The sequence below is a fragment of the Streptomyces sp. NBC_00876 genome (assembly GCF_045207435.1).
Taxonomy (GTDB): Bacteria; Actinomycetota; Actinomycetes; order Streptomycetales; family Streptomycetaceae; genus Streptomyces.
In genome coordinates this window covers 9,732-29,844 of record NZ_CP108800.1, presented here as the reverse complement: position 1 = coordinate 29,844, position 20,113 = coordinate 9,732, and the positions used below count along the sequence as shown (strand labels likewise).

The following is a 20,113-nucleotide window of genomic DNA, read 5'->3' as shown; positions in this document are numbered from 1 at the left end:
CTTCACCGCCTCGCCCCTTCGCTGCGACGCCCCGCAGGCACGGCGACCTCGGGGGTCTCCTCGCTCAGGGGGCTGTCCCAGGCCATGCTGAGCAGGCCGTGCCATAGCCCGTGGTAGACGGCTGGCAGCGTCGCGATCGGATCCCCGAGCCGCAGTGCGCCCTCGACCAGCGAGGCCGTCTGTGCGGCGCAGGTTGGCCGAGAGCTGCCCGATCGCGACCAGGTCGTCGTCCGTCTCGCCCCATACGGCGTCCTGGCGGGGTGCCAGATGCCCATGGGCCCTGTGGAAGGAGCGCAGCGCGGCGAGCTTGGTCTCCCATGCCTCGTCTCCCGGTTCCCACACCATCCCCTCCCGGTCGAGGAGTTCCTTGCGGTGGGCGTCGAGTTCACCGGTCCGCTGGGCTCGCCGTTGTTGGTGGATCCACCGGCCGAGGGGGAACCGGGTGATCCCGACGTCGGTTTCGGTGTCGTACGGCACCGCGAACAGCCCCGTGTCCTCGTTCTCCTCGCGCCACCGTCGTAGTGCTTGGTAGCCGTCGAGCCAGACCAGGGATTCGGGCCGGTAGACCCGGGTCCGCAGGAACGCCGCGATGGTCGCGGGATCGCGTGGGGTGGAGAAGTGCAGCAGCGCCGACTCCACCACGGCCTCCGTACCGCCCTCCTCCTCACCCTCACCCCCGCCCTCGACCTCGCCCTCACCGGCGGTACCGGCATGGATGATCCGTCCGTCCGCGTCCCGCTGAACGTGCACCGCCCGCTCCCTGCTGCTCCGTGTCAGTGCGCGGGAGGCGAGTTGCTCGACCAGGCGCTCATCATGGGACCGGAGGCCCTGGAGGAGGGCGACCAGGGGTGCGTACGAGGCTGAGGCGATCATGTCCTCGGGGTCTTCGCCGGGCTCGAGGAACACCGGCACGATGATCCGGGCGACCTTCGTCCTCCCGTCGGGGTTGGGGCGCAGCGCACGGCCGATGTTCTGGACGATCTCGACCTGCGACCCACGCGTGTCCGCGAAGCACACGGCCTCGACACCTCGCTCGCCGACGATGTCCACGCCCTCACCGAGGATGCGGACGGACGCGAGGAACGCCCGGTGCACCCGCCGGTCCGCGCCGTTGATGCCGTTGGCGAACTGGCGCAGAACCTCACGCCGTTCGGACACGAGGTGGTCGCCGCACAGCCACTGTGCCCAGACCCGGTCGGGTGGGACGTGGCGGTAGGGCTCGAGGGGCCTTGACCCCGGATCCTGGACACGGGTTATGCGGCTTGTGCCAGCGTAGTTGGTGAGCGGTGGAGGGCGTTCTCGAAGGCGATCGGTGATCGTTGTCCGAGGCGGGAGTGTCGCCGTCGGGTGTTGTAGCGGTGGAGCCATCGGAAGGCGTCGAGTCGGGCCTCGCGCTCGGTCGGCCAGGTCTTTCGTCCTTGCAGGGTCTCGCGTTTGAAGGTTGCGTTGAAGGACTCGGCGAGTGCGTTGTCCGCGCTGGACCCGACCGCGCTCATGCTTCGCCGGACCCCTGCTGACCTGCAGGCTTCGGCGAAGGCCCTGCTCGTGTACTGGGCTCCGTGGTCGGTGTGCATGATCGATCCGGCGAGGCTGCCGCGGGTGCGGATCGCCGCGGCCAGGGCGTCGGTGACGAGGTCCGCGCGCATGTGGTCGGCGATCGCCCAGCCGGCCAGACGTCGCGAGGCGAGGTCGATGACGGTCGCCAGGTAGCAGAACTTCCCGCCATCGATGGGCAGGTAGGTGATGTCGCCGACGTACTTCGTGTTCGGCTTGTCCGCGGTGAAGTCGCGGCCGATCAGGTCCGGGGCCTTGGCCGCAGCCGGATTGGGGACGGTGGTGCGGTGCCGGCGGCGCAACCGGACCCCTTCGATCCCGGACGCCCGCATGATCCTGGCGACGCGTTTGTGGTTGACCGCCTCACCGCTCATCTCGCGGAGCTCGGCGGTGATCCTTGGGGCTCCGTAGGTGCCGTCCGATTCCTGGTGCACCGCCCGTATCTGGACGGCCAGCTGTGCGTCGGCCGTCTGCCGGGCGGCCCTGTCAGCGGCTGTCCGGCGCCAGTAGTAGAAGCTCGAGCGGCTCACGCCGAGGATGCTGCACAGCCGCTTCACGCCGTGACGGCGCTGGAGGTCGGCGACACACTGGAAGCGGTTCACCAGCGCGTCTCCCCGGCGAAATACTTCGCCGCCTTGCGCAGGATCTCGCGTTCCTCCTCCAGTTCGCTGACCTTCTTCCGCAAGGCGGCGTTCTCCGCCTCCAGCGGCGTGGGCTGCTGAGAGGGTTCCTGCGTCCGCCGTCCCCGGGGACGGCTCACCCCGGCTGCCCGAACCCAGTTCCGCAGCGTCTCCGGGTTGATCCCCAGATCGGCTGCGACCGACCTGATCGTCGCTTCGGGCCGCGACTCGTACAGCGCGACCGCGTCCGTCTTGAACTGCGGCGGGTAGTTCTTCATGACCACGAGATGTCCGTTCTCAGATCCGCAGGATCCAGTGTCTCGTGTGTTCAACATCAGGGGTCAAGGCCCACCGGGGCTGCGGAAGAGTTGGCCGACGTTCGGCTGCTAACTGTTCATGTGGCGGGCCGGCCGCTCCGCTGCCCGCCGGCCGAGCGGTACGTGGACGGCCTGGGGTGGCTGGAGAAGCCGGACGGTTCAGGCCGGCTCACCTGCCCAGCCGTGCTCGGTGCCGCGCTCGGACCGGGCGGGCGGCTGCCAGCTGAGGCGTTCTGTTGAGCATGCCCCTGTCGGAACCGCTACCGCCCGTCGAGTCCCTGTCCGCTCAGCAGCGCCGTGGTACTGCCTGCGTGTGGTGCACTGCGGAGTTGACGGCCACGACTGCCGTCGACCTCGGGTGCCGCCCGGAGCGTGAAAACATGTCCGTCTTCATCTTCCCCCGACGCTGTCGTCAGTGCCCGAAGAAGGCCCTGTGCCCAACACCCTCAGCAAGATGACGTTCCCCCTCCCACAGGCGAGGGGGCCTACAGAGCATGGGTGGGTTCAACGGCCGGACACCGCGCGGAGCGCAGGAACCTAAGACCGTGTCCTATGTGGTGAGACGGGCGAGTCGTTTGTAGCAGCAGAGTGTGGCGGCGAGTCCGAGGAAGGCCAGGTAGTTACGGGGGTGGCGTTCGTATCGGTGGTTGAGGCGGCGGTAGCCGGTCAGCCACGACATGGTGCGTTCGATGACCCAACGTCGGCGCCCTAACCGTTCGCTGGACTCGACTCCCTTGCGGGCGATGCGGACGCCGATGTGCTTGCCCCATAGCCATTTACGCAGGTGAGGGACGTCGTACGCCTTGTCCGCGTGGAGACGCTGGGGCTTGAAGTAGCGGCCTCGGTGAGGGTCGTGTCTCGTTTGGTGACCCGCGATCATGGGCTTCAGCGCGAGGCTGTCGTGAGTGTTCGCCGCGGAGACGCCGACGAGGAGGGGCAGTCCGTTCGCGTCCGACAGGACGTGCATCTTGGAACCCGGCTTGCCCCGGTCCACGGGGCTCGGACCTGTGAGTTCGCCCCTTTTTTAGCCCTCACGTGCGCGGAGTCGAGCACTGCCCGGGACAGGTCGAGCAGCCCGGCGTCGTCCAGGCGGTGCAGGATCTCCTCGTGCAGCCGGCCCCAGACACCGGCTCTCGACCAGATCAGGAACCTGCGGTGGGCCGTCGACTTCGATATCCCAAAGCAGGGCGGCAAGGCCCGCCAGGCACAGCCGCTGACCAGGACATAGATGATCGCGGCGAACAGCGTCTCATCAGGCGTGTCCTGGGTCCCGCCGCCCTGCGGTCGCACCTTCGACGGCGGGATCAGCGGCTCCGCGATCTCCCACAGCCCATCCGGAACAATCCAACTCCACGTACCCCGCCCCATGAACGACCCAACGAGCCGAGCCCACATAGGACACGGTCTAAGAAGTCATCTCATTTGGTGAGTCTGCGGTAGCAGATGAGGGTGCAGGCGATGCTCGTGAAGGCGAGGAAGTGCTCGGCTTTGCGCTCGTAGCGTCGATGGAGTCGGCGGCAGCCGGCGAGCCAGGACATGGTGCGTTCAACGGTCCACCGGTGGCGGCCCAGTCGCTGAGAAGACTCGATCCCCTTGCGGGCGATGCGCTGCTGGATGCCGCGCTGACGTAACCACCGTCGCAGGTGAGCGTAGTCGTAGCCTTTGTCGGCGTGGAGCTTTTCGGGTTTGCGGCGCCGCGGTCCGCGGCGGGAGCGGATCGGAGGTATCCCTTGCACGAGCGGGATCAGAGCCTGGCTGTCGTGCAGGTTCGCCCCTGAGATTCCGACGGAGAGGGGCAGACCGGTTCGCTCGGTTATCAAATGGATCTTCGACCCGAACTTGCCCCGGTCGACAGGATTCGGACCCGTCAGATCCCCCTTTTCAGGGCCCGCATGTTCACCGAGTCGATCGCGCAGCGGGACCAGTCCAACTCGCCGCGGGAACCGAGCTCGTCGAGCACCACTCGGTGGAGCTTGGCCCAGACCCTGGCTTTCGACCACTCGGAGAAACGGCGATGGGCCGTTGCCCCCGACGGCCCGAACGAAGCAGTGGGCAACTGCTGCCACGTACAGCCTGACGTGACCACGAACACGATCGCGGCCAGCACCTCACGATCACCGTGCCGACGCCGACCGCCACCCTGAGGCCGCGAGGGCGCCTCTGGCACCACCCGCTGGAACAGCTCCCACAACTCATCCGGCACCAGCCGCTCAACAATCCCCACCATGAACGACAGCCTACCGACCCCTCCAAATGAGATGACTTCTAAGAAGCCGTTGCCATACCGATCATGGAGTCTGTCGATCGAACGGGAGTCTCGATCGGGTGATCGCGGGCACTGCCCGGCATGAGAGCAGGGCCTGGCGGTATACGGGGAAAATCCAGGGGAGCGGACGGCCGCGCGCTGCTACGGTCGGGCGCTATGAGCTGGCTCCCCGATGACTTCGTCCATCCCGTCCTGGTACCGCTGCCGGGCAGTGGTCATCACCTGCGGCCGATCCGGGAGGCGGACACCCCGCTCGACTATCCGGCTGTGATGGGTTCGCGCGAGCGGCTGTGGACCATCTTCGGCCCAGCCTGGGGCTGGCCCGCGGCCACCATGACCTACGAGGCCGACCAGGCCGACCTGTTGCGGCATGAGAAGGAGATCGCCGCACACCAGTCTTTCAACTACGCGCTGTTCGACGCGGCGGAGACAGCTCTGCTCGGCTGCGTCTACATCGACCCACCGGAGAGGGCCGGCGCGGACGGCGAGATCTCCTGGTGGGTGGTGGACGAGCTGGTGGGCAGCAAGGTCGAGCAGGCCCTCGACGAGGTGGTGCCGCAGTGGATCGCCGCCGACTGGCCGTTCGAGCAGCCGCGCTTCCTCGGCCGCGAGATCTCCTGGTCGGACTGGCTCGCCCTGCCGGAGCACCCCGACGCGTAAGAGGCCGCGCGGATAGGGATGCGGTCATGGTCGGTGGTGCCTGCCGGATCAGACTACGCACGGTGATGGTTATGTCGGCGAGGTCGGAGAATGCCTCGATGACGGTGGTGTGCCGCTCGTAGCGGCGGGCGAGGAGACTGCTTCGGCAGCCTGGACGACGAGGTGTGCTCGTAATTCTGGAGGAGAGAATCCTCGATGGACGATTTTTGCGGCTGATCCGGCAGATGCTCAAGGCCGGGTATTTGGAGGACTGGCTGGCGGTGGAACGCCACGCTCCGCGGTGCACCACTTGGTGGCGTGGCCTCCCCGATCCTGTCCAACCTCTACCTGGATCGGCTCGATCACTTTGTTGAACAGCACCTGCTGCCCGGACAGGCCGACTACCTGGCGCGCCACGCCCACTGCTTCCTGGCGGACCGCCCGCCCGCCCGCCGTGCCCGTTCTCAGTTGACCTCCCGCACTCTCGCAGCGGTCCGCTCGGCGAGCTCGCGGATGCCGTTCGCGGCGTTCTCCGAGAGCTCGCCGAGTATGGCGTCGGCGGCCGTGAGGAGGGCACGGGCCTCCTCGGGGCGGCCCGCGTCAGCCAGGGCGAGGGTGAGCCGGTAGTGCTCCTCGGCGATGAAGCGGCCGAGGTTGACCTGCTGCCAGTAGCGCAGTGAGTCGTCGCCCGGGGTGACCAGGGCGACGCGCACGGCGGCCAGGCTGTCCGCCGCCTGCGGCAGCCGGCCCGCCTCCCGCTCCAGGCGGGCCAGGGTACGCCGGGCCGAGGCCCGGTCCCATGCTGTCTCCTGAAGGGCGGCGTACATGTGCTGGGCGCGCAGCGCCTGGGGAAGGTCGCCGAGTTCCTCGAAGTCCCGGGCGAGCCCGCTCAGCGGAGCCGTGGCCAGGGTGCGGGGCGTCTCGGGGCGGCGGAGTCTGCTCTGGTCCATGAAGATGTTGTCGAGTTCGCGGATCAGCGTCACCCGCGCGAGGTCCGTCATCCCCTGGTCCCGCGCCAGGTCGGTCCATGTGGAGACCGGCTCGTCCGACGGGTCCGTCCCGAACATCGACTCGTCGAGCGCCCGCGCCCACTGTTGCAACTCGTCCGCGCTTGCACCCGGTTCCGGCATACCGCCCAGGCCGCACGCCGTGTCGAAGTCCGTCTCCCGGACCTCAAGCAGCAGGGGCAGATCTCCGGTGTCCCCGCGCAGCCCCACCAGCACGGCCGCGAGCCGCAGTTCGTCCGTCATCGATGACCGTGTCTCGTGCCGCAGCAGATGCCGCAGCAACTCCAGATCGCCCTCGGCGCGGTCGAACTGCGCGGCCCGCAGGGTGATCCGGCGCCGCACCGGGTCCTCGGCGACTTCACGCCATGCCGTGCGGTCGCCCTCCCGCAGCCGGGCGAGATCGGCGCGGCCCGCCGCGAGCACTGGCTCCCACAGCGGGGGACCGGCCGGGCCTATCCGGTCGTACGCGCACCCCTCATCCGCGTTGAGCAGTACGAAGTTCGGCTCGGTGCGCAGCAGCGCGGCACGTAGCCTGCCGACCAGCTCGACCGGGGAGCGTTTCGGGAAGCCCAGCGCCGCACGGAGCTCGGCCCGCTCCTCATCGATTCCGTAGTATTCACGGATCTCGTCCTCAGTCTCCGCGACGCACGCCAGGATCTTCTCCTCGCCGTCGTCTGGCGACAGACGTGTGTAGCCGCGCCAGCCGGGCAGGCCGATCACAAGCTCCAGAGTCTCGTCGACGCTGGAGCCGATGATCCCCGCGGCGCCCTCCGAGTCGGCGTAGAGCACTGAGCCGTCCGCGCACACGAAGTACGTACCGCCGGTATCGTCCCCGGCCACCGTCTCCAGCGGCCCGCCCGAGGCGAGGCGGACCTCCTCGACATGGCCGTGGGCGGCGCGGTCCAGGTCGAAGTCGAAGGGGAAGGCGGCCAGTTCGGCCAGGCGGCGGTCCTGCCGCAGCAGCCATAGCGCGTGATCGGTCATGTCACAGAAAGTAACACCATCCAATGACAATGGACTCGCGGCCTCTGTAGGAGGCCGTGCGGATAAGGCACGCCTATGGTCGGCGGTTCGTGCGTTCGCCCCAGCGGTAGGTCGTCCATGCCTGCCGGATCAGACTACGCACGGTGATGATCGTGTCGGCGAGGTCGAAGAATGCGTTGATGACGGTGGTGCGCCGCTCGTAGCAGCGGGCAAGGCGGTAGAAGGCGTTCTGCCAGGCGTGGGTGCGTTCGACATGCCAACGCCTACTGGCCTGGATGGGTGCTTTCTCACCTTTGTGTGCGATGCGTCCGTGCAGGCCGCGTTCGCTGAGTAGCGTGCGGGTCTTGTCCGAGTCGTAGCCGGCGTCCAGGTGCACGGTGATGTCGTCGGGTAACGGCCCCAGGTCGTCCAGGCGGTCCAGGGTCGGGGCGAGCAACGGGGAGTCGTGGAGGTTGGCACCGGCCAGGACACGACCCAGTGGAATGCCGTATCCGTCGGTCATGCCCGAGCGTTTCAGGCCCTGTTTGCCGCGGTCGACCGGTGAGCGACCGGCCACTTCGCCGCCTCCGGGAGCCTTGGTGATGGAGCCATCCACGGCGATCTGGCCGAGGACGAGGCCGACGATCCGGTCGTAGGAGTCCAGCGCGATCTGCTTGAGCTGGGCGAAGACGCCGAGTCGTATCCACTCGTCGCGACGGCTGCGAATCGTGGTGGCCGAGCAGGTCGTGTCGGCTATCGCCTCGTAAGAACAGCCGAAGCGCAGCAGTTGAAGCAGCTTGTCGAAGATGATCCGGTCGCTGATGCGTCGGCGGTGGCAGCCGAGTGGATGGTCCGGGTGGAACTCGGGACGCTCCGAAAGCAGTGCCACGAATTGGTCCCAGAGCGGTTCGGTGAGCCATGATGGCAGCGCGGGCACAGGTCTCCCTCGTGATCACAGAGCGTCGCAACTCAATGATCACCGGGACCTGTGCCTGTTCTGTTGCCGGGCCCCCAACCACGCCTATCCGCGCGACCTCTTAGTTGGAGCGAATCCCGACTCGAGCCGCGACATCATGAATACCCTGCGGGCCGGGCAAAGCCCGGCCCGCAGGGTTCTCTGACGAGGGCTCACAGGCTAGTCAACGGTCAGTTGCAAACCACGTCCACAACCTCGCGTACCAACTGCTCTGGCTCAAGAACGCCCGCGCCGCGGTCGACATCCTCGAACATGCCATCCCCCGCACCCAGCACCCCGCCGCGCGGTCCCTCCTCCACCTGCGCCAGGCCCGCGCCCTCGCCGCCCTCGACGAGGGCGGCCTGTGCCGCCGGGCCCTCACCGCCGCGGAGAAGGCCCTGGACACCCCGTCGTACGATCCGGCCCCCGCCTGGTGCTCGTGGATGTCAAAGGCGGTTATGCAACCTGTCAAGTTGTTCCACGCGGCAATGTCTCAGGAAGGTGGCGGCCGAACAGGCGGAGCCAGTCTCAAGCATCCGGCCGGGAGATCGAACTGGATCACGGAACTGGGCGAGGTCGACGATGCCTACCGGCGCCCTTGCAGGAGCAGTTGCCGAAGTTGCAGCGCACCCAGACCCGAGCCCGTGCCACCTCAAGCGGAATGCCTGGCGGCTATCGCCTTGAGCGACCTTCCTCGGCCGCGCCGTACGCGCGCAGGCCAGCGTCAAGCGACTCCTTGAACAAAGCGACACCGACATCTACCACGGCGAAGCCATGACCTGCGTCCATCGTGCCGAAACCGCCGCGTGCGGCAAGGAGAAGCTGCTGCTGGGCCTGCCCGCCGACGATGGGCCCGACGAAGAATCGCTGTGCCACAGCACCTGCGCCAACCTCGCCTACACCGACCGGGACATCGCCGAACACCGCAGGCGACTGCCCATCCTGGAAACCGAGGCCCGTGACCCGATGACTCCACGTCCGCGCCGGGACCGAGCTGCCGCACAAGCGGCGCAGATCTGCGCGGTGATCGAGCAGCACGAGGCGTCACGTCCGGAAGTCACACACATGGAAGGCGGTCGAGTCGCATGACGCGCAAGAACCGAGACCGTGAAGCCGAACGTCAGAAAATACGCGCCGCCGCAGAACGCCTTCTGGCCGGGATGCCCCTGCGCTCGCCCGCCGGAAAACTCACGGGGACCGAGCTGATCGCCGAGTGCGGACTACGGCGCGACGTCGTCTACGGCGATCACAAGGAGCTCGTGGATGAGTTCCGTGCGCGGGCCAAGGCACAGAAGCAGGTCGTCCAGAGCATGGCCGACGAGAACATCGTGCTGCGCGAAGCCCTGACGAAGATCAAGGCGGAACTTGCATCGGTGCGAGAACGGGTTCACGCCCTGGTACGCGCCGCCACCGAGCTGTCGCTGGAGTTGGAGCAGACCCGCGAAGAACTCGCAGCGGCTGAGCAAGTCACCTGGCTTCCGGAGCCGCGAGGAACAGGATACGTGCCCGGCTGCTGAAAATGGGCATCGATGGCGTCCCACGTGATGGTGTAGGCGAGGGCGCGGTCCAGGCGGACAGCGCCCGGCGACGCGGCGGCCCCGCGCCCGGACATCCCCGCAGACGGTGGGCGTCAGTCCGACGCCGCGGACACCCCGTCCTCCAGGTGGCGGTAGAACTCCCGCCACTCCTCGAAGGCCGCCTCGAACCACGGGACTCCCGCGGCGAGGGGTACCAAGTGGCGGCACGTCTCGCGGTAGTAGGAACGCCGCTTCTCGGGCCGCGGGTGCGTGTCGAGCCGTTGCACGTTGCTGAACCGATCCGCCAGCTTGAGCAGCAGGACCTCCGGCGGGGCGGAACGCAGGCTCAGAAGGTAGCGGTCACGCACCTCCGCAGGATCCTCGTGGGCCTCGGGGTTCGGCTTCGTCACCCAGCCCACCCACTCCTCGACCCGAGGGCCGAACCGCTCACCGACCTCCCCGGCCGTGCGGTCGGTGTCCTCCACGACGTCGTGTAGGACGGCCGAGACCAGCAGGTCCTCGTCGCGAATACCGGCGCCTGAGACGAGGATCTCCACCACCTCCAGGAGGTGCTCCACGTACGGCTCACCGGCAGGCCTCTTCTGATCCCCATGGGCCTCTTCGGCGAAAGCGACGGCCTCCCCGAGGCGCTGCGCCGAAACCTCCGGAGCGAGTACCGCCAACTGTCGGCGGGCGGTATCCCAGTCGTGCCACGCACCGAACACCCGATGGGTCAAGACAACTCCTTGTCCGCAGCTTCCAGCTGCCTCTTGTATTCCGCCCACCGAGGCAGGGTCGACGGCAGCTCGCCGGCCTTCGCCCTGCGGGTCTCGAACTCTCCGACGATGCGTCGATGCTGGATCTCGGTGAGGGCTTCGTTCATGATCGACTTCATTTCCGCAGCGGATTCGCACTCCCTCTCGTCGATGACGAAAGCCGCGAGCATGAATCCGTCCGCAGTCCTTCTACGGAACGTCGAGATCATGACGAACTTCGGCCCTGTCTCATCCGTCACGGGTACCTCCTGCGAGTCTCTTCCTGATCCAACGCCGCCGCTTCTGCCTGCATCCTACGCATCACATCGCGTTCCTCCGGAGTCGTTTCGATATGCGACTTGTACACGGTGTTGTGCTCAAGGTCGGCTGCCACGGAAGCCCGCTCTGTCGTGAGCTGGAGTTCGTACGTGTACGGTTTTCCGTCGACCTCGATGGCTACGACCATGGGAATGACGCGGTAGCTCGGATTCCCGCTCTTGGGCTCAGCGTACATGTTCTCGACCTCCAGCAGGCGCCCGCCCTCGCCGGTGCCGAAGTGCCCCTTGGACTTTTCAAGAACGGCTTCGAGCTGGGCGGTGTCTTCGACGGTAATTCTTGCCCCCACGGCATCTATGACATCCCCGATCTCGTAATCCGGGCGGGCTTTTCGGCCCTCGCTCCCCTCTGTCATTCGATTCACTTTGTCGACCAGGCCGTCTGCGGATTTCGTGCGGATGCTCAATTCGGCATCGTCGGCCTTCCCAAGGAGACTCGTCACGTCTTCGTAGACGGCTGGCTTCACCTCGTTCTGCAGCCTCATTCCGTAGTCGTTCAGGGCGTCGCGGTCGCCGTCCTCGATGGAGGCTCCGAGGGCTCGCACCGGCTCGTCCAACTTGGTCTGCTCGACGTACGCGTTCTTGCGGGACGTCCCGTCGGGCTCGTAGTTCACCTCATGTTCCACTGGCTCGAACAGGGGACCGCGCCCGGGGTTCTCGGACCTGTACTCCTCCAAGGAGCGTCCCCCCAGGGTCTCTCCCTCGGCGAGCTCCTGAATGATCGCCAAGGTCCGTTCGCCCCCACCCTCAGGGGCCTTCAGGTTCTCGATCACGTTCAGCCTGTTCGCATCGTCCGCACCGAGCTTCGTGATCACCGAAGCCACCTCGGGATGTCGCTCGCCGAGGGCCTCCGCAAGGTCGGCCAATGAGTTCTCCGACTGATCCCCCGTCTCCGGAGTGCCAGCCTCGCCATCCTTATCGTCCTCCTCCGACGGCGCGTCAAGCTCGTTCACATCCTCCGGCTCGCCGGGGTCCGGCGCCTCGTCCGGATCCGCGGGCTCGTCGTGATCCGACGCCTCCTCAGAGGCATTTTCTACTTCTGCTGTGGAGCCACTGGTTGCATCCACGTCAACCTGAGAATTCCCAGCGTCGTTGACTTGGTCGGGGTCAGGTTTCGCAGGCTTATCGACAGGACCGGGAAGGTTCGAGGCTTCACGATCCGGATGGCCAGCTCCGGCAGATGACAGAGCCACCTCCTCTGTGGAAGAACTGACTCCCTCGAGGTTTGTGGCTTCTGGTTCACTGGCCACTCCGGTTGCGGGGTGGTTCTCCGGCTTGCGACTTGCGAATTCCGGCTCCGGCAAGTCGGGTGCGCCGGTGGTCTTTGCCGGTTCAGTGGGGGACGTGGCCGTCCCTTTCTCGACTACCGGTGCCGAAATGTCCCCATTCTCGCTTGCCTCCATTGTGCCGGCGGGTTCGATGCGGTGTTCCGGTACGAGCTCTTTCTGAAAAGATTTTTCCTTAGTCGGCTTACCATCTTCGTCGACGCCCTCATCGGTCGCGGTCTCCTGGGGTAAAGGGGGATTCTCATCCTCATTCAGTGATCCATTATGAGGTGATGATGCTTCATTAATTTCGCGTGTTTGTGTGCCGGGAATGGCTTTGTCGGCTGCCGGTTTCGCTTCCTCGGTATGGGCGGCTTCGCCGCTGTCCTCCTCGCCATCCCCTTTCAGGGACGGCTCCGGCGGTTCGTTTTCGCCTGCCTCGCTCGCCCCGTCGGTTTGGATCCTGTCGGAAGCTTGATCTTCCTGATCAGTGGAGTTGTCGTTGCCCGGGCTCGTATGGAGGCCGTCCAGCGGGGCGAAATGGGTGTCGCTTTGCTCGTCTGCATCACCGTCTGCTTCGAGAGGTGGAGCTGTCCCTCTGGCTGGGGTGGCGCCGTCAGATTCGAGGTCATCCTGGTTCGGCGTGTCGTCAGATGATTCTTCTGTCTCCTGGGCAGCGGCATTGGCTGCGTCCAAGCCAGCTTGTGCCTTCTGTACGTCGTTTACTTGGGTGGGGTCAGATTGTGCAGGCCCATCGACAGGATCAGGGAGGTCTGGGGCTTCCCGGTCCTGTCGGCCGGCCCCGGCAGCTGACGTAGCCGCCTGGTCGGTGGAGGGGTGAACTCCCTCGAGGTCTGTGACTTCTGGTTCAGTGGCCACTTTTGCAACGGGGTGGCTCTCGGGTTCGTCTCCCGTAACCGGTTCCTCTTCTGCCGGTGACTCCTCCGCGACCGGTTCCTCGCGGGGTGACTTCTGAGATTCCGTTTCCGGTTCGGAGGGAGTGTCCGTGGCCGGTTCCCCGCTGTCCGCCACCTCGTCGGGTGTATCCCGCAGGGGAGACCCATGCTCGGGCTCTTCGGCCGGCGCCGACTGCTCCCCGTCTGGGTTCGTTGCAGCTGCCGCCTCGTCCACGTCCTCTGGCTGGTCCTCCCCGGCAGCGGCGTCTGCCGGGGTAGCGGCCTGCGGGAGATCGTCGGCGGGCTTCCCGGCACCGTCCGTCGCAATGGCAGGTGCATCGTCCTTGCTTTCGTCAGGCGCATCGAACCGTGCGTCTTCAGCCGAAGGCGCAGCTTCGGATTCGGAATCATCGGGCTTCGGAGACTGCTCTCCAGTGTCGGCATCATTGCCCGGCGTGTCCTCGCCTGGATTCCCTCCTTCGTCACGTACCGCGTCGTTGTCGCTGCTGGCGACTCTGCCGTCTGGCTTGATGTCTGCATGGGCTTCGGAAGCGGCTGCTCCGATTTCCATGGCAAGGCTGGCCGCCGCCTTTCCGACCACGCCGGCCGCCTCGACCGTTGCCACCGCCATCTTGCCGAGGCCTTCCACGCCGGCGTCGAATTCCGTATCGGCGGCGTCCCTGGCCGTGTCTGCTGCGGGTTCGGCGAGCTGGTCGGTGGTCCCACCGGGAACCGGGCCTACGAGGTCGCCGGGTTCGCGTTGCGGCTGCTGGGAATCGTCGGGCCGGCTCTCGGCGCTGTGTTCCGGATGGGCCGGTGTTTCCGGCTGGTCGGGCACCGGGGACTCCGGCAGCGGCTCAGCACTGTGGTCCGGACCCGCGTCACCGGCTCCGTGGGACGGCTGCGGTACATCCCGGGCGTGGGGCGTTTCTTGCTTGGTGCCTGTTGTCGCCGGATCCTCAACTGCCGCGTTGGTCTCGACAGGGTCCGGCTCGGGGTTCTGCGGTACCTGGTTGGCGTCCTTGGCAGTCTCTGTTGAGTGCGAGCCTTCCCCGCCCGCTTCCGCGGTCTCCTCCACGGAAGCCGTCGCAGTGTCCGGTTCCTGACGGGTGCTCTGATCCGGGTCCTGGCGCTGTGCCGGGATACGGTCCGGGGCCTCCGAAGGACGGGACTCATCCGTATCCCCCGGTGGGGTGGAGGTATCACCCTGCTGGGTGTCGGCCGGGGTGTCTGGCTTCTTCTCGGTCGCGCCCTGGGCGTCGTCCTTTGTCGACGACGGCTCATCCGGTTCCGCGGGCGGATGGGAGGGCTGGTCGTCGTCGGCCGAAGACGGCTCGTCCTCCGCCGGTGGATCGGTCGCTGATGGGTCGGTTTCGGTGTCTTCGTTCTGGGGCTCGGTGGCGTCGGGGGCAGGTGCGGCCGCCTCGTCGTTGTCCTTCGCCCCGTCGTTGTCCTCGGCCCCGTCCACCGGTGCCTCGGAGGTCTCCTGGGCCGGTGATTGGTGGGGGTCGTCGTATGGATCGTCCGCACCGTCTTTCAACCCGCTCTGGTCCTGCGCGTCCTCATCGCCCGGTGGCAGTGACTTCGGTGCATCGGGGGCCAGCGTCTCGTTCTCGTCCCCGGCGGCGTCCTCGGAGCGCTTCGCGGACTCGTCTTCCTCCCGAGCCGTTTCCTGGCCTGGTGACCCGCCGGCGTCCTCGTACGAATCGTCCGCCCCGTCCTTCGCCCCGCCCGCGCCCTGGTCCTTGGGCGGAGGCGGTGGCGGCGGTGGTGGCGGGGCGTCGGAGCCGAAACCGTGGTCACTCATCGGCACTCTTTCTCAATGCACTTGACCAGCCGGGGCAGCGCGGGGGTGAGCGCGTCGCCGGTGCAGGCGAGGTGGAAGGCGCGGCCTATCTGGGATTCGGTGAGGCCGCCGGTGAGAGCGAGGACGGCTGCGCGCAGACCACTGGCTCGGACGTCGCCGACCCGACCGTGGAGGCGGTCGTCGGCGTACTGGGGGAACTCCTGGATCTCGGTGATCCGGTCGGCTGGCGTGGTGGTGGTGAAGTGGACGCCGCGTGCCTCCCAGTCCGCGGTCTTCTCGGGGTCGCAGAGGAACCCGTCGCCTTTTCTGCGGGCGGCGTGGAGATTCACGATGATGTCGCGCCAGCGGTAGTTGGCGTAAGTGAAGCGTCGGGGGTCTCCGGTCGGCGGGGGGCCCAGGCCCAGGCCGTGGTTGAGCTGGGTGAGCAGGCGGGCGGCGAAGTCGCCGGGGTCCACTTCGGCGCGCAGGAGGGGTTCGCGGGCGGTGGTGGCGCGTTCGGCGGCGTAGCTGAGGGTGCACTGCCGTTCGCGTGGGGGCAAGGCGGTGAGGCTGTCGCGCAGCAGGGGTGCGGGGTCGGGGGCGGCGGTGCCCATGGCCTGAGTGGCTGCGACGGCCTCGGTCCAGACCACCACGAGCGGGTCGTCGCTGTGGTGGGCGGCGTCGTTCATGGTGCGCAGGGTGCACGGGGCCGCGTTGCAGGAGACGGGGCACAGCGGGCTGCGGCTGCCCAGCAGGGGCGGGGCCGTTCTGACGGCGTCGGAGCTTTCCCGGTGTTCGTCGTGGGGGACGTTGAGGAGGACGGGCCGGTCCATGCCGTCCGCGGTGACGGCCGCCTGTCCGGGCGGGAGGGCGACGACGTACTCGCTCTGGTCGGGCTGGAGGTTCATGGTCGCGCCGACGGCTTGGCGGTCGTCGGCTGCGGGCAGCCGGTGCATGACCTTGAGGGCGCTGTTCTTGATCACGTCCGGCAGGATCTTGCTGGGGATCTGCTCGACGATGACGACGCCTTCCCCGTAGGCGCGGATCTCGGCGAGGAGCGAGGCGAAGAGTTCGACGGCCGCCGCGGCCGGCCCGTCCTCGACGTTCTTGAGCAGCCGGTGGGCCTCCTCGATGACCATGACGTGGCGCAGCGGGGCGCCGCCGTCGCCGTGGTGGACCCGCAGGTGCTCGACGAGGCGGATGAGGGCGGTGCCGATGAGGAAGGCCTTGTCCTGGTCGTTGGTGATCGATTCCAGTTCGAGTACGACGTTGCCTGCGAGGAGGCCGGCGATGTCGAGCGGGTGGCCGCCTTCGAAGAACCGTCCGGGTGTGCCCTCGCGCAGGCTGCCGATGCGGACGTCGACGAAGCCCCTTACGTCCGCGGTGATCTCCTTGCCGTAGCCGATCGTCTCCACGACCCGTTGGGCGGCCAGTTGGAGGTTGCCGAGGGTGGGGTAGCGGGCGGTGCGTGGCTCGTCGGGGTCGGTGCGGCGGAATTTCGGCTTGAGGGCGGGGCGCGGGTCGCCGGTGACGAGGTCCCAGCCGGCGGCGGTGTAGCACTGGGTCAGTGCGCGGGACAGGACCTGCGGGAACGGCTCGTGGCCTTCGAACGCGGCGAGGAAGAGGGCTCGGACGAGGTCGATGTGACTCTGGAGGGGGAAACCCGGCTCCGGTTCCAGGGGGTTGAGAGAGGCGGGCGCGACGTCGACGGCGCCCGGGCGGATGACGGTGACGGTGCCGTGGGCGCCGAGCCGGCCGGCCATGCGCGCGTACTCGGCCTTGGCCGGTTCGACGGCGAGCCAGGGGACGGGGTCGGTATGGGTGGCCAGCGCGGTGAGCAGGCTGCGTACGGTCTGGGACTTGCCCGAGCCGGTCGCGCCGCAGACGAAGGCGTGGCGGTTGAGTGTGGACCGTGTGATCCGCAGTTCGGCCGAGGGGTGCAGGGACTCGTCGAGGATGCGGCCGAGCGCGAATCCGTCCTCGGCGCCGTCGGTGTCATCGGCGGTGACGTCGAAGGTGTTGGGCGCGATGGTACGGATCCCGGGGAGTTCCCTGGCCGGTGGTCCGGCGAGGGCCGCCACCAGATCGGCGGGTGCCTGGAACGGGGAGCTGCCCGGCACCTCCGTCGAGAGCGTGGTCCGCGCCAGCGCCTGCCGCAGCGGCGCGGGGTCCCGGGCCGGCGCGAGGAGGTAGGGGAGGTCGTCGAGTTCGCCCGCGCCGCACAGGAGAGCGGCGGCGGCGTGCGCGGAGTCCGTGTCCCGGCCGCCCACGAGGACGTGCACGTTCCACAGCCCGGTGCCGAGTGCGAGGGTCAGTTCGCGGTGGCGTGCCTCCGCCCTTTCGAGGGCGAGCCGGTCCACGGCGGAGTTCTCGCGTTGCCGGAGCCGGGGGATCTGCAGCCCGAGGGCCATGCGCTCCTGTTCGAGCCGCTCAGCGGTGAGGGGTTCGGCGATGACCAGCCAGGCGAAGGCGTCCGGAAGGTGGGCGACGGCGTCGTCGAACGATCCACGGCGCCCGGCAGGCAGCACCCGGTCGTCGCCGCCCAGGCGCAGGGCGTCGGGGAACCCGGTGCAGCGCAGCCAGTACGGGAAGCCGTCGAGGAGCTCGGCCGCCTCGCCCGAAGCCACCGGGTCGGCCGTGGCGCCCGGCGGATACAGCACGGATCCGCCGACGGCGGTGGCGGGCGGGAAGAAGGGCCGCCCGCCGACGAGGAAGTGCAGCGGTCTGCCGGCCTGCGGCCGTACCCAGGCGGTGGCCATGGCCGCGGAGGGCCCCCGCAGCGCGAGCACGGCGTGGGCGGCGGTGACGGCCGCGGTGAGCTGCGCGGGCGTACGGTCCTCCTCGCCGGGTCCGTCGCGGCGCCGCGGCAGCGTCCTGATTCGATGGAAGCGGTACCCGTCGAAGAGGCCCGCCTCCGTCCCCGCGGGTACTCCGGTCATGTCAGCGCCGGCCGGGGCACGGTGGAGAGCCGGGGCAGCCCCGTGATGCCGGGATTACAGTCGGCGAACACCACACGCCGACCGCTCGGACCGGCCTCGACCACCACCATCCCGGTCGCTGGCAGCGCTTGGAGCTGGGTCGGCTCGACGGTGAACTCGTAAACCCGGGAAAGATTCTCCCCCTGTGTGGTGGACTTGGCCGTCGAAGTGTTGACGGTTTCCTGCCAACTGCGCGAGAGCGAGGTGGTGAACGTCTTCGACGTACCCCAGCTACGCCCCGACGTGGAGTTGAGGAAGCCGCTGCGGGACAGGGACCCGCCCTTGTTGGAGCCGTGGGACGTCGATTCGCCGTCCTGCTCGCCGTAACTGCTGCCGCGGCCCTCGGTGAGGGTCTCACCCACCTGCTTGGTGAGCTGGTTGATGAGGAACTTGTACCCCTGACCGACGAACTGCGCCGCGTCGCGGGCCTCGTTGCCGTTGCCGATCCGCATCAGGACGGTGGCGCTGTCCGACCCGCCGACGATCTTCACGGTGTCTTCCCGCAGGTGCTCGAAGAGCAGCGTCAGCCGGATGCCCGCGCCCCGCGCCTGCCGCGCCATCGACTCCAGGGCGTTGCGGCCGAGCCGGTCCGCCCCGGCTATCACCAGCATCCCCGCACCAGCGGTGAAGCGACGCTGCCGTAACTGATGCAGGAGCTGGAAGAAGGCGATGCGGTCAGTGAGGTCCTTGCGCCGCTCGACGAGGTCGTCCGTGGCGAGGACGGCGAGTCGGCCCGGTTGCCACAGGGCGGCCGGGTCGGCCAGGACTCCGGCCTGCGCGGGCGCCTTGGCCATCGACTCCATCAGGCCGCGGACGTACCGCAGTTCGTTCTGGACACGCTCGCCCTGGCCCACCAGGTCTATGGCGCGCGTAAGCGCGGTGACCTCCTGCACGCTGAGCGGGCCCCCGTCCTCGCCGGGCTCGTAGATGCGCAGCAGGACCCGCAGTCCGGCGGCCAGCCGCGCATAGGTCACGGGGGCGGCAAGAGCCCGGGCGGTCGTCTCGATCAGATCGGCGTCGATGGTATGGAGGTCGACCTCGGCGCCGTCGGGGCGCATCGACTGCAGGACCTCCGCGAAACATTCGGCCAGTTCCTCCGGAGTGGATCCGGCGAGCAGGTCGGCGGTCACGGTGGCCGCAGGGAGGGACGCATGCGTCACCGGCACGTCACGGTGGGCGGCCAGGACCGCGAGTTCCAGGGCGACCGACTGCTGGCTGAAGTCCAGGACCAGCACCGCCTGCCCGGCGCCCAGGAGCGGACCACAGACAGTGGCCAGCAGACTCGCCCAGCCGTTGCCCGTCCCGCCGAACACGTCGATGCGGCTCGGCCGCGACTCCAGCCGCAGCGGATACCAGATGTCGACGCCCGCGGCCAACAGCCGCTGCTGCGCGTCGTGTTCCGCGATCACGCGCTGCCAGGCAGCCACCCGGCCCTGATACTCCTTCACCAGCCGCTCGCGCCGGCGCCGGGCAGCGCTCCGGGCGGCGGCACGGCTCAACGGGCCCAGGGTAAAGACCAGCGTCAGGCCGATCAGCAGGACGAGCCCGTACACCGCTCCGCCGTACACCCCGATTCCGATTACGAGCAGGATCGCGCAGCCGACACCCTTGGTGGATCCCCCGTCGCTCTGACCGGACCTGCCGCCGGCCTGGGGGTTCGACGGTTCCGTCCACACCGGGGGGCTGGACGCCGAATGGTGGGGGACCAGCGCCGAGGGCTCGACGTACTCCCACCCCCACCGCTCCTCCCCAGTGAAGACCCGCCCTGCCAGCTGCGCACCGACCTCGTTCGTGCCGTGCTCGTCACCCACCAGCCAGTCCCCCCTTGGATCGCTTCCCGCAGGTATGCCATGGATGGCACTCGTGGACATCAACTTGGCTTGAACAAGGCTGAATTGCGACGCAATCAAGATGTTCTGACGGCAGGGGCCTCGGGAGACTGGGCCCATGCTGTGCCGGCCGGCGCCGCAGTGCGAGTGGAACGCGCCCCTGGTTGCCACGCCGCAGTCGTTCCAGATGGTATTGAGCGGTGCGTCGACCGAGCAGGGCCTGCGCAAAGTGATCTTGTGTCCGGGTTCGTCAGGTCAGCCGGAGGGTGGTGAGGGGCCGCAGATGGCTGCGGGCGGTGCGACGGAGGGCGGCGGCGATGTTGGTGTGGCCATCTTGGCGGTGGTCGCCGACGGCCGAGGTTGCCTAGGCCGGCCATCACGTGAGGTAGGCGCCAGGTGCGGACCATGGAGGCGTCCTCGCGGAAGGTGCG

Annotated in this window: 13 protein-coding genes and 1 pseudogene; 3 read left to right on the top strand and 11 right to left on the bottom strand. The window is 68.1% G+C overall.

Annotated features, from left to right (window positions below; all coding sequences use genetic code 11):
- Nucleotides 1-132: 132 nt before the first annotated feature.
- The 4 genes and pseudogenes from OG782_RS00110 to OG782_RS00095 all read right to left on the bottom strand — a co-directional run.
- Nucleotides 133-1,224: pseudogene (locus tag OG782_RS00110) on the bottom strand (Helicase associated domain protein); the annotation flags it as partial.
- Nucleotides 1,225-1,253: 29 nt separating this feature from the next.
- Nucleotides 1,254-2,458 (bottom strand): IS3 family transposase gene (locus OG782_RS00105; RefSeq protein WP_406447103.1). Its coding sequence is split into 2 segments (ribosomal slippage): nt 1,254-2,167 and nt 2,167-2,458, totalling 1,206 coding nucleotides; the frame shifts between segments, so codons are not numbered across the junction.
- Between the two features lie 583 nt (nt 2,459-3,041).
- A protein-coding gene (locus OG782_RS00100) for an IS5 family transposase (RefSeq protein ID WP_123471980.1) occupies nt 3,042-3,859 on the bottom strand; the annotation gives its coding sequence in 2 pieces (ribosomal slippage) (nt 3,042-3,511 and nt 3,511-3,859; 819 coding nt in all).
- A gap of 50 nt (nt 3,860-3,909) precedes the next feature.
- Nucleotides 3,910-4,718, bottom strand: a protein-coding gene (locus tag OG782_RS00095; RefSeq protein ID WP_406447101.1) for an IS5 family transposase whose coding sequence is annotated in 2 segments (ribosomal slippage) — nt 3,910-4,370 and nt 4,370-4,718 — 810 coding nt in all. Because the reading frame shifts where the segments join, the coding sequence is not laid out codon by codon here.
- 195 nt (nt 4,719-4,913) lie between these two features.
- Here OG782_RS00095 and OG782_RS00090 point away from each other — a divergent pair.
- On the top strand, nt 4,914-5,417 hold the full coding sequence (locus tag OG782_RS00090) for an N-acetyltransferase (RefSeq protein WP_406447099.1): 504 nt from the start codon (nt 4,914-4,916) through the stop codon (nt 5,415-5,417).
- A 443-nt stretch (nt 5,418-5,860) separates the two neighbouring features.
- Here OG782_RS00090 and OG782_RS00085 read toward each other — a convergent pair whose 3' ends face one another.
- Nucleotides 5,861-7,387: a hypothetical protein gene (locus OG782_RS00085; RefSeq protein WP_406447097.1), complete on the bottom strand. Its 1,527-nt coding sequence runs from the start codon at nt 7,385-7,387 to the stop codon at nt 5,861-5,863.
- Nucleotides 7,388-7,460: 73 nt separating this feature from the next.
- The gene (locus tag OG782_RS00080; RefSeq protein WP_406447095.1) at nt 7,461-8,303 is read right to left on the bottom strand and encodes an IS5 family transposase; all 843 of its coding nucleotides are present in this window, start codon (nt 8,301-8,303) and stop codon (nt 7,461-7,463) included.
- 792 nt (nt 8,304-9,095) lie between these two features.
- On the opposite strand from OG782_RS00080, the gene OG782_RS00075 reads away from it, so the two are divergent.
- Together OG782_RS00075 and OG782_RS00070 are read left to right on the top strand one after the other, a co-directional pair.
- Nucleotides 9,096-9,410 carry a hypothetical protein gene (locus OG782_RS00075; RefSeq protein WP_406447093.1) on the top strand — a complete coding sequence of 105 codons (315 nt, stop codon included), beginning with the start codon at nt 9,096-9,098 and terminating at the stop codon, nt 9,408-9,410.
- Nucleotides 9,407-9,838 (top strand): hypothetical protein, encoded by a 432-nt coding sequence (locus OG782_RS00070; protein ID WP_406447091.1) that lies wholly within the window; start codon nt 9,407-9,409, stop codon nt 9,836-9,838. The genes OG782_RS00075 and OG782_RS00070 overlap by 4 nt, the downstream gene beginning before the upstream one ends.
- A 113-nt stretch (nt 9,839-9,951) precedes the next feature.
- On the opposite strand, the gene OG782_RS00065 is transcribed toward OG782_RS00070, so the two are convergent.
- Genes OG782_RS00065 through OG782_RS00045 form a run of 5 tightly spaced genes read right to left on the bottom strand, consistent with a single transcriptional unit; the run spans nt 9,952 to nt 19,664 of the window.
- On the bottom strand, nt 9,952-10,575 hold the full coding sequence (locus tag OG782_RS00065; protein ID WP_362159820.1) for an HD domain-containing protein: 624 nt from the start codon (nt 10,573-10,575) through the stop codon (nt 9,952-9,954).
- The gene (locus tag OG782_RS00060; protein WP_406447088.1) at nt 10,572-10,853 is read right to left on the bottom strand and encodes a hypothetical protein; all 282 of its coding nucleotides are present in this window, start codon (nt 10,851-10,853) and stop codon (nt 10,572-10,574) included. Before OG782_RS00060 ends, OG782_RS00065 begins: the two co-directional genes overlap by 4 nt.
- On the bottom strand, nt 10,850-14,896 hold the full coding sequence (locus tag OG782_RS00055) for a hypothetical protein (RefSeq protein ID WP_406447086.1): 4,047 nt from the start codon (nt 14,894-14,896) through the stop codon (nt 10,850-10,852). Before OG782_RS00055 ends, OG782_RS00060 begins: the two co-directional genes overlap by 4 nt.
- Entirely contained in the window at nt 14,893-17,814 is a 2,922-nt protein-coding gene (locus tag OG782_RS00050) for an ATP-binding protein (RefSeq protein ID WP_406447084.1), read from the bottom strand. The genes OG782_RS00055 and OG782_RS00050 overlap by 4 nt, the downstream gene beginning before the upstream one ends.
- Nucleotides 17,811-19,664, bottom strand: coding sequence for a hypothetical protein (locus OG782_RS00045; RefSeq protein ID WP_406447083.1), 1,854 nt, complete (start codon nt 19,662-19,664; stop codon nt 17,811-17,813). Before OG782_RS00045 ends, OG782_RS00050 begins: the two co-directional genes overlap by 4 nt.
- Nucleotides 19,665-20,113: the final 449 nt, after the last annotated feature.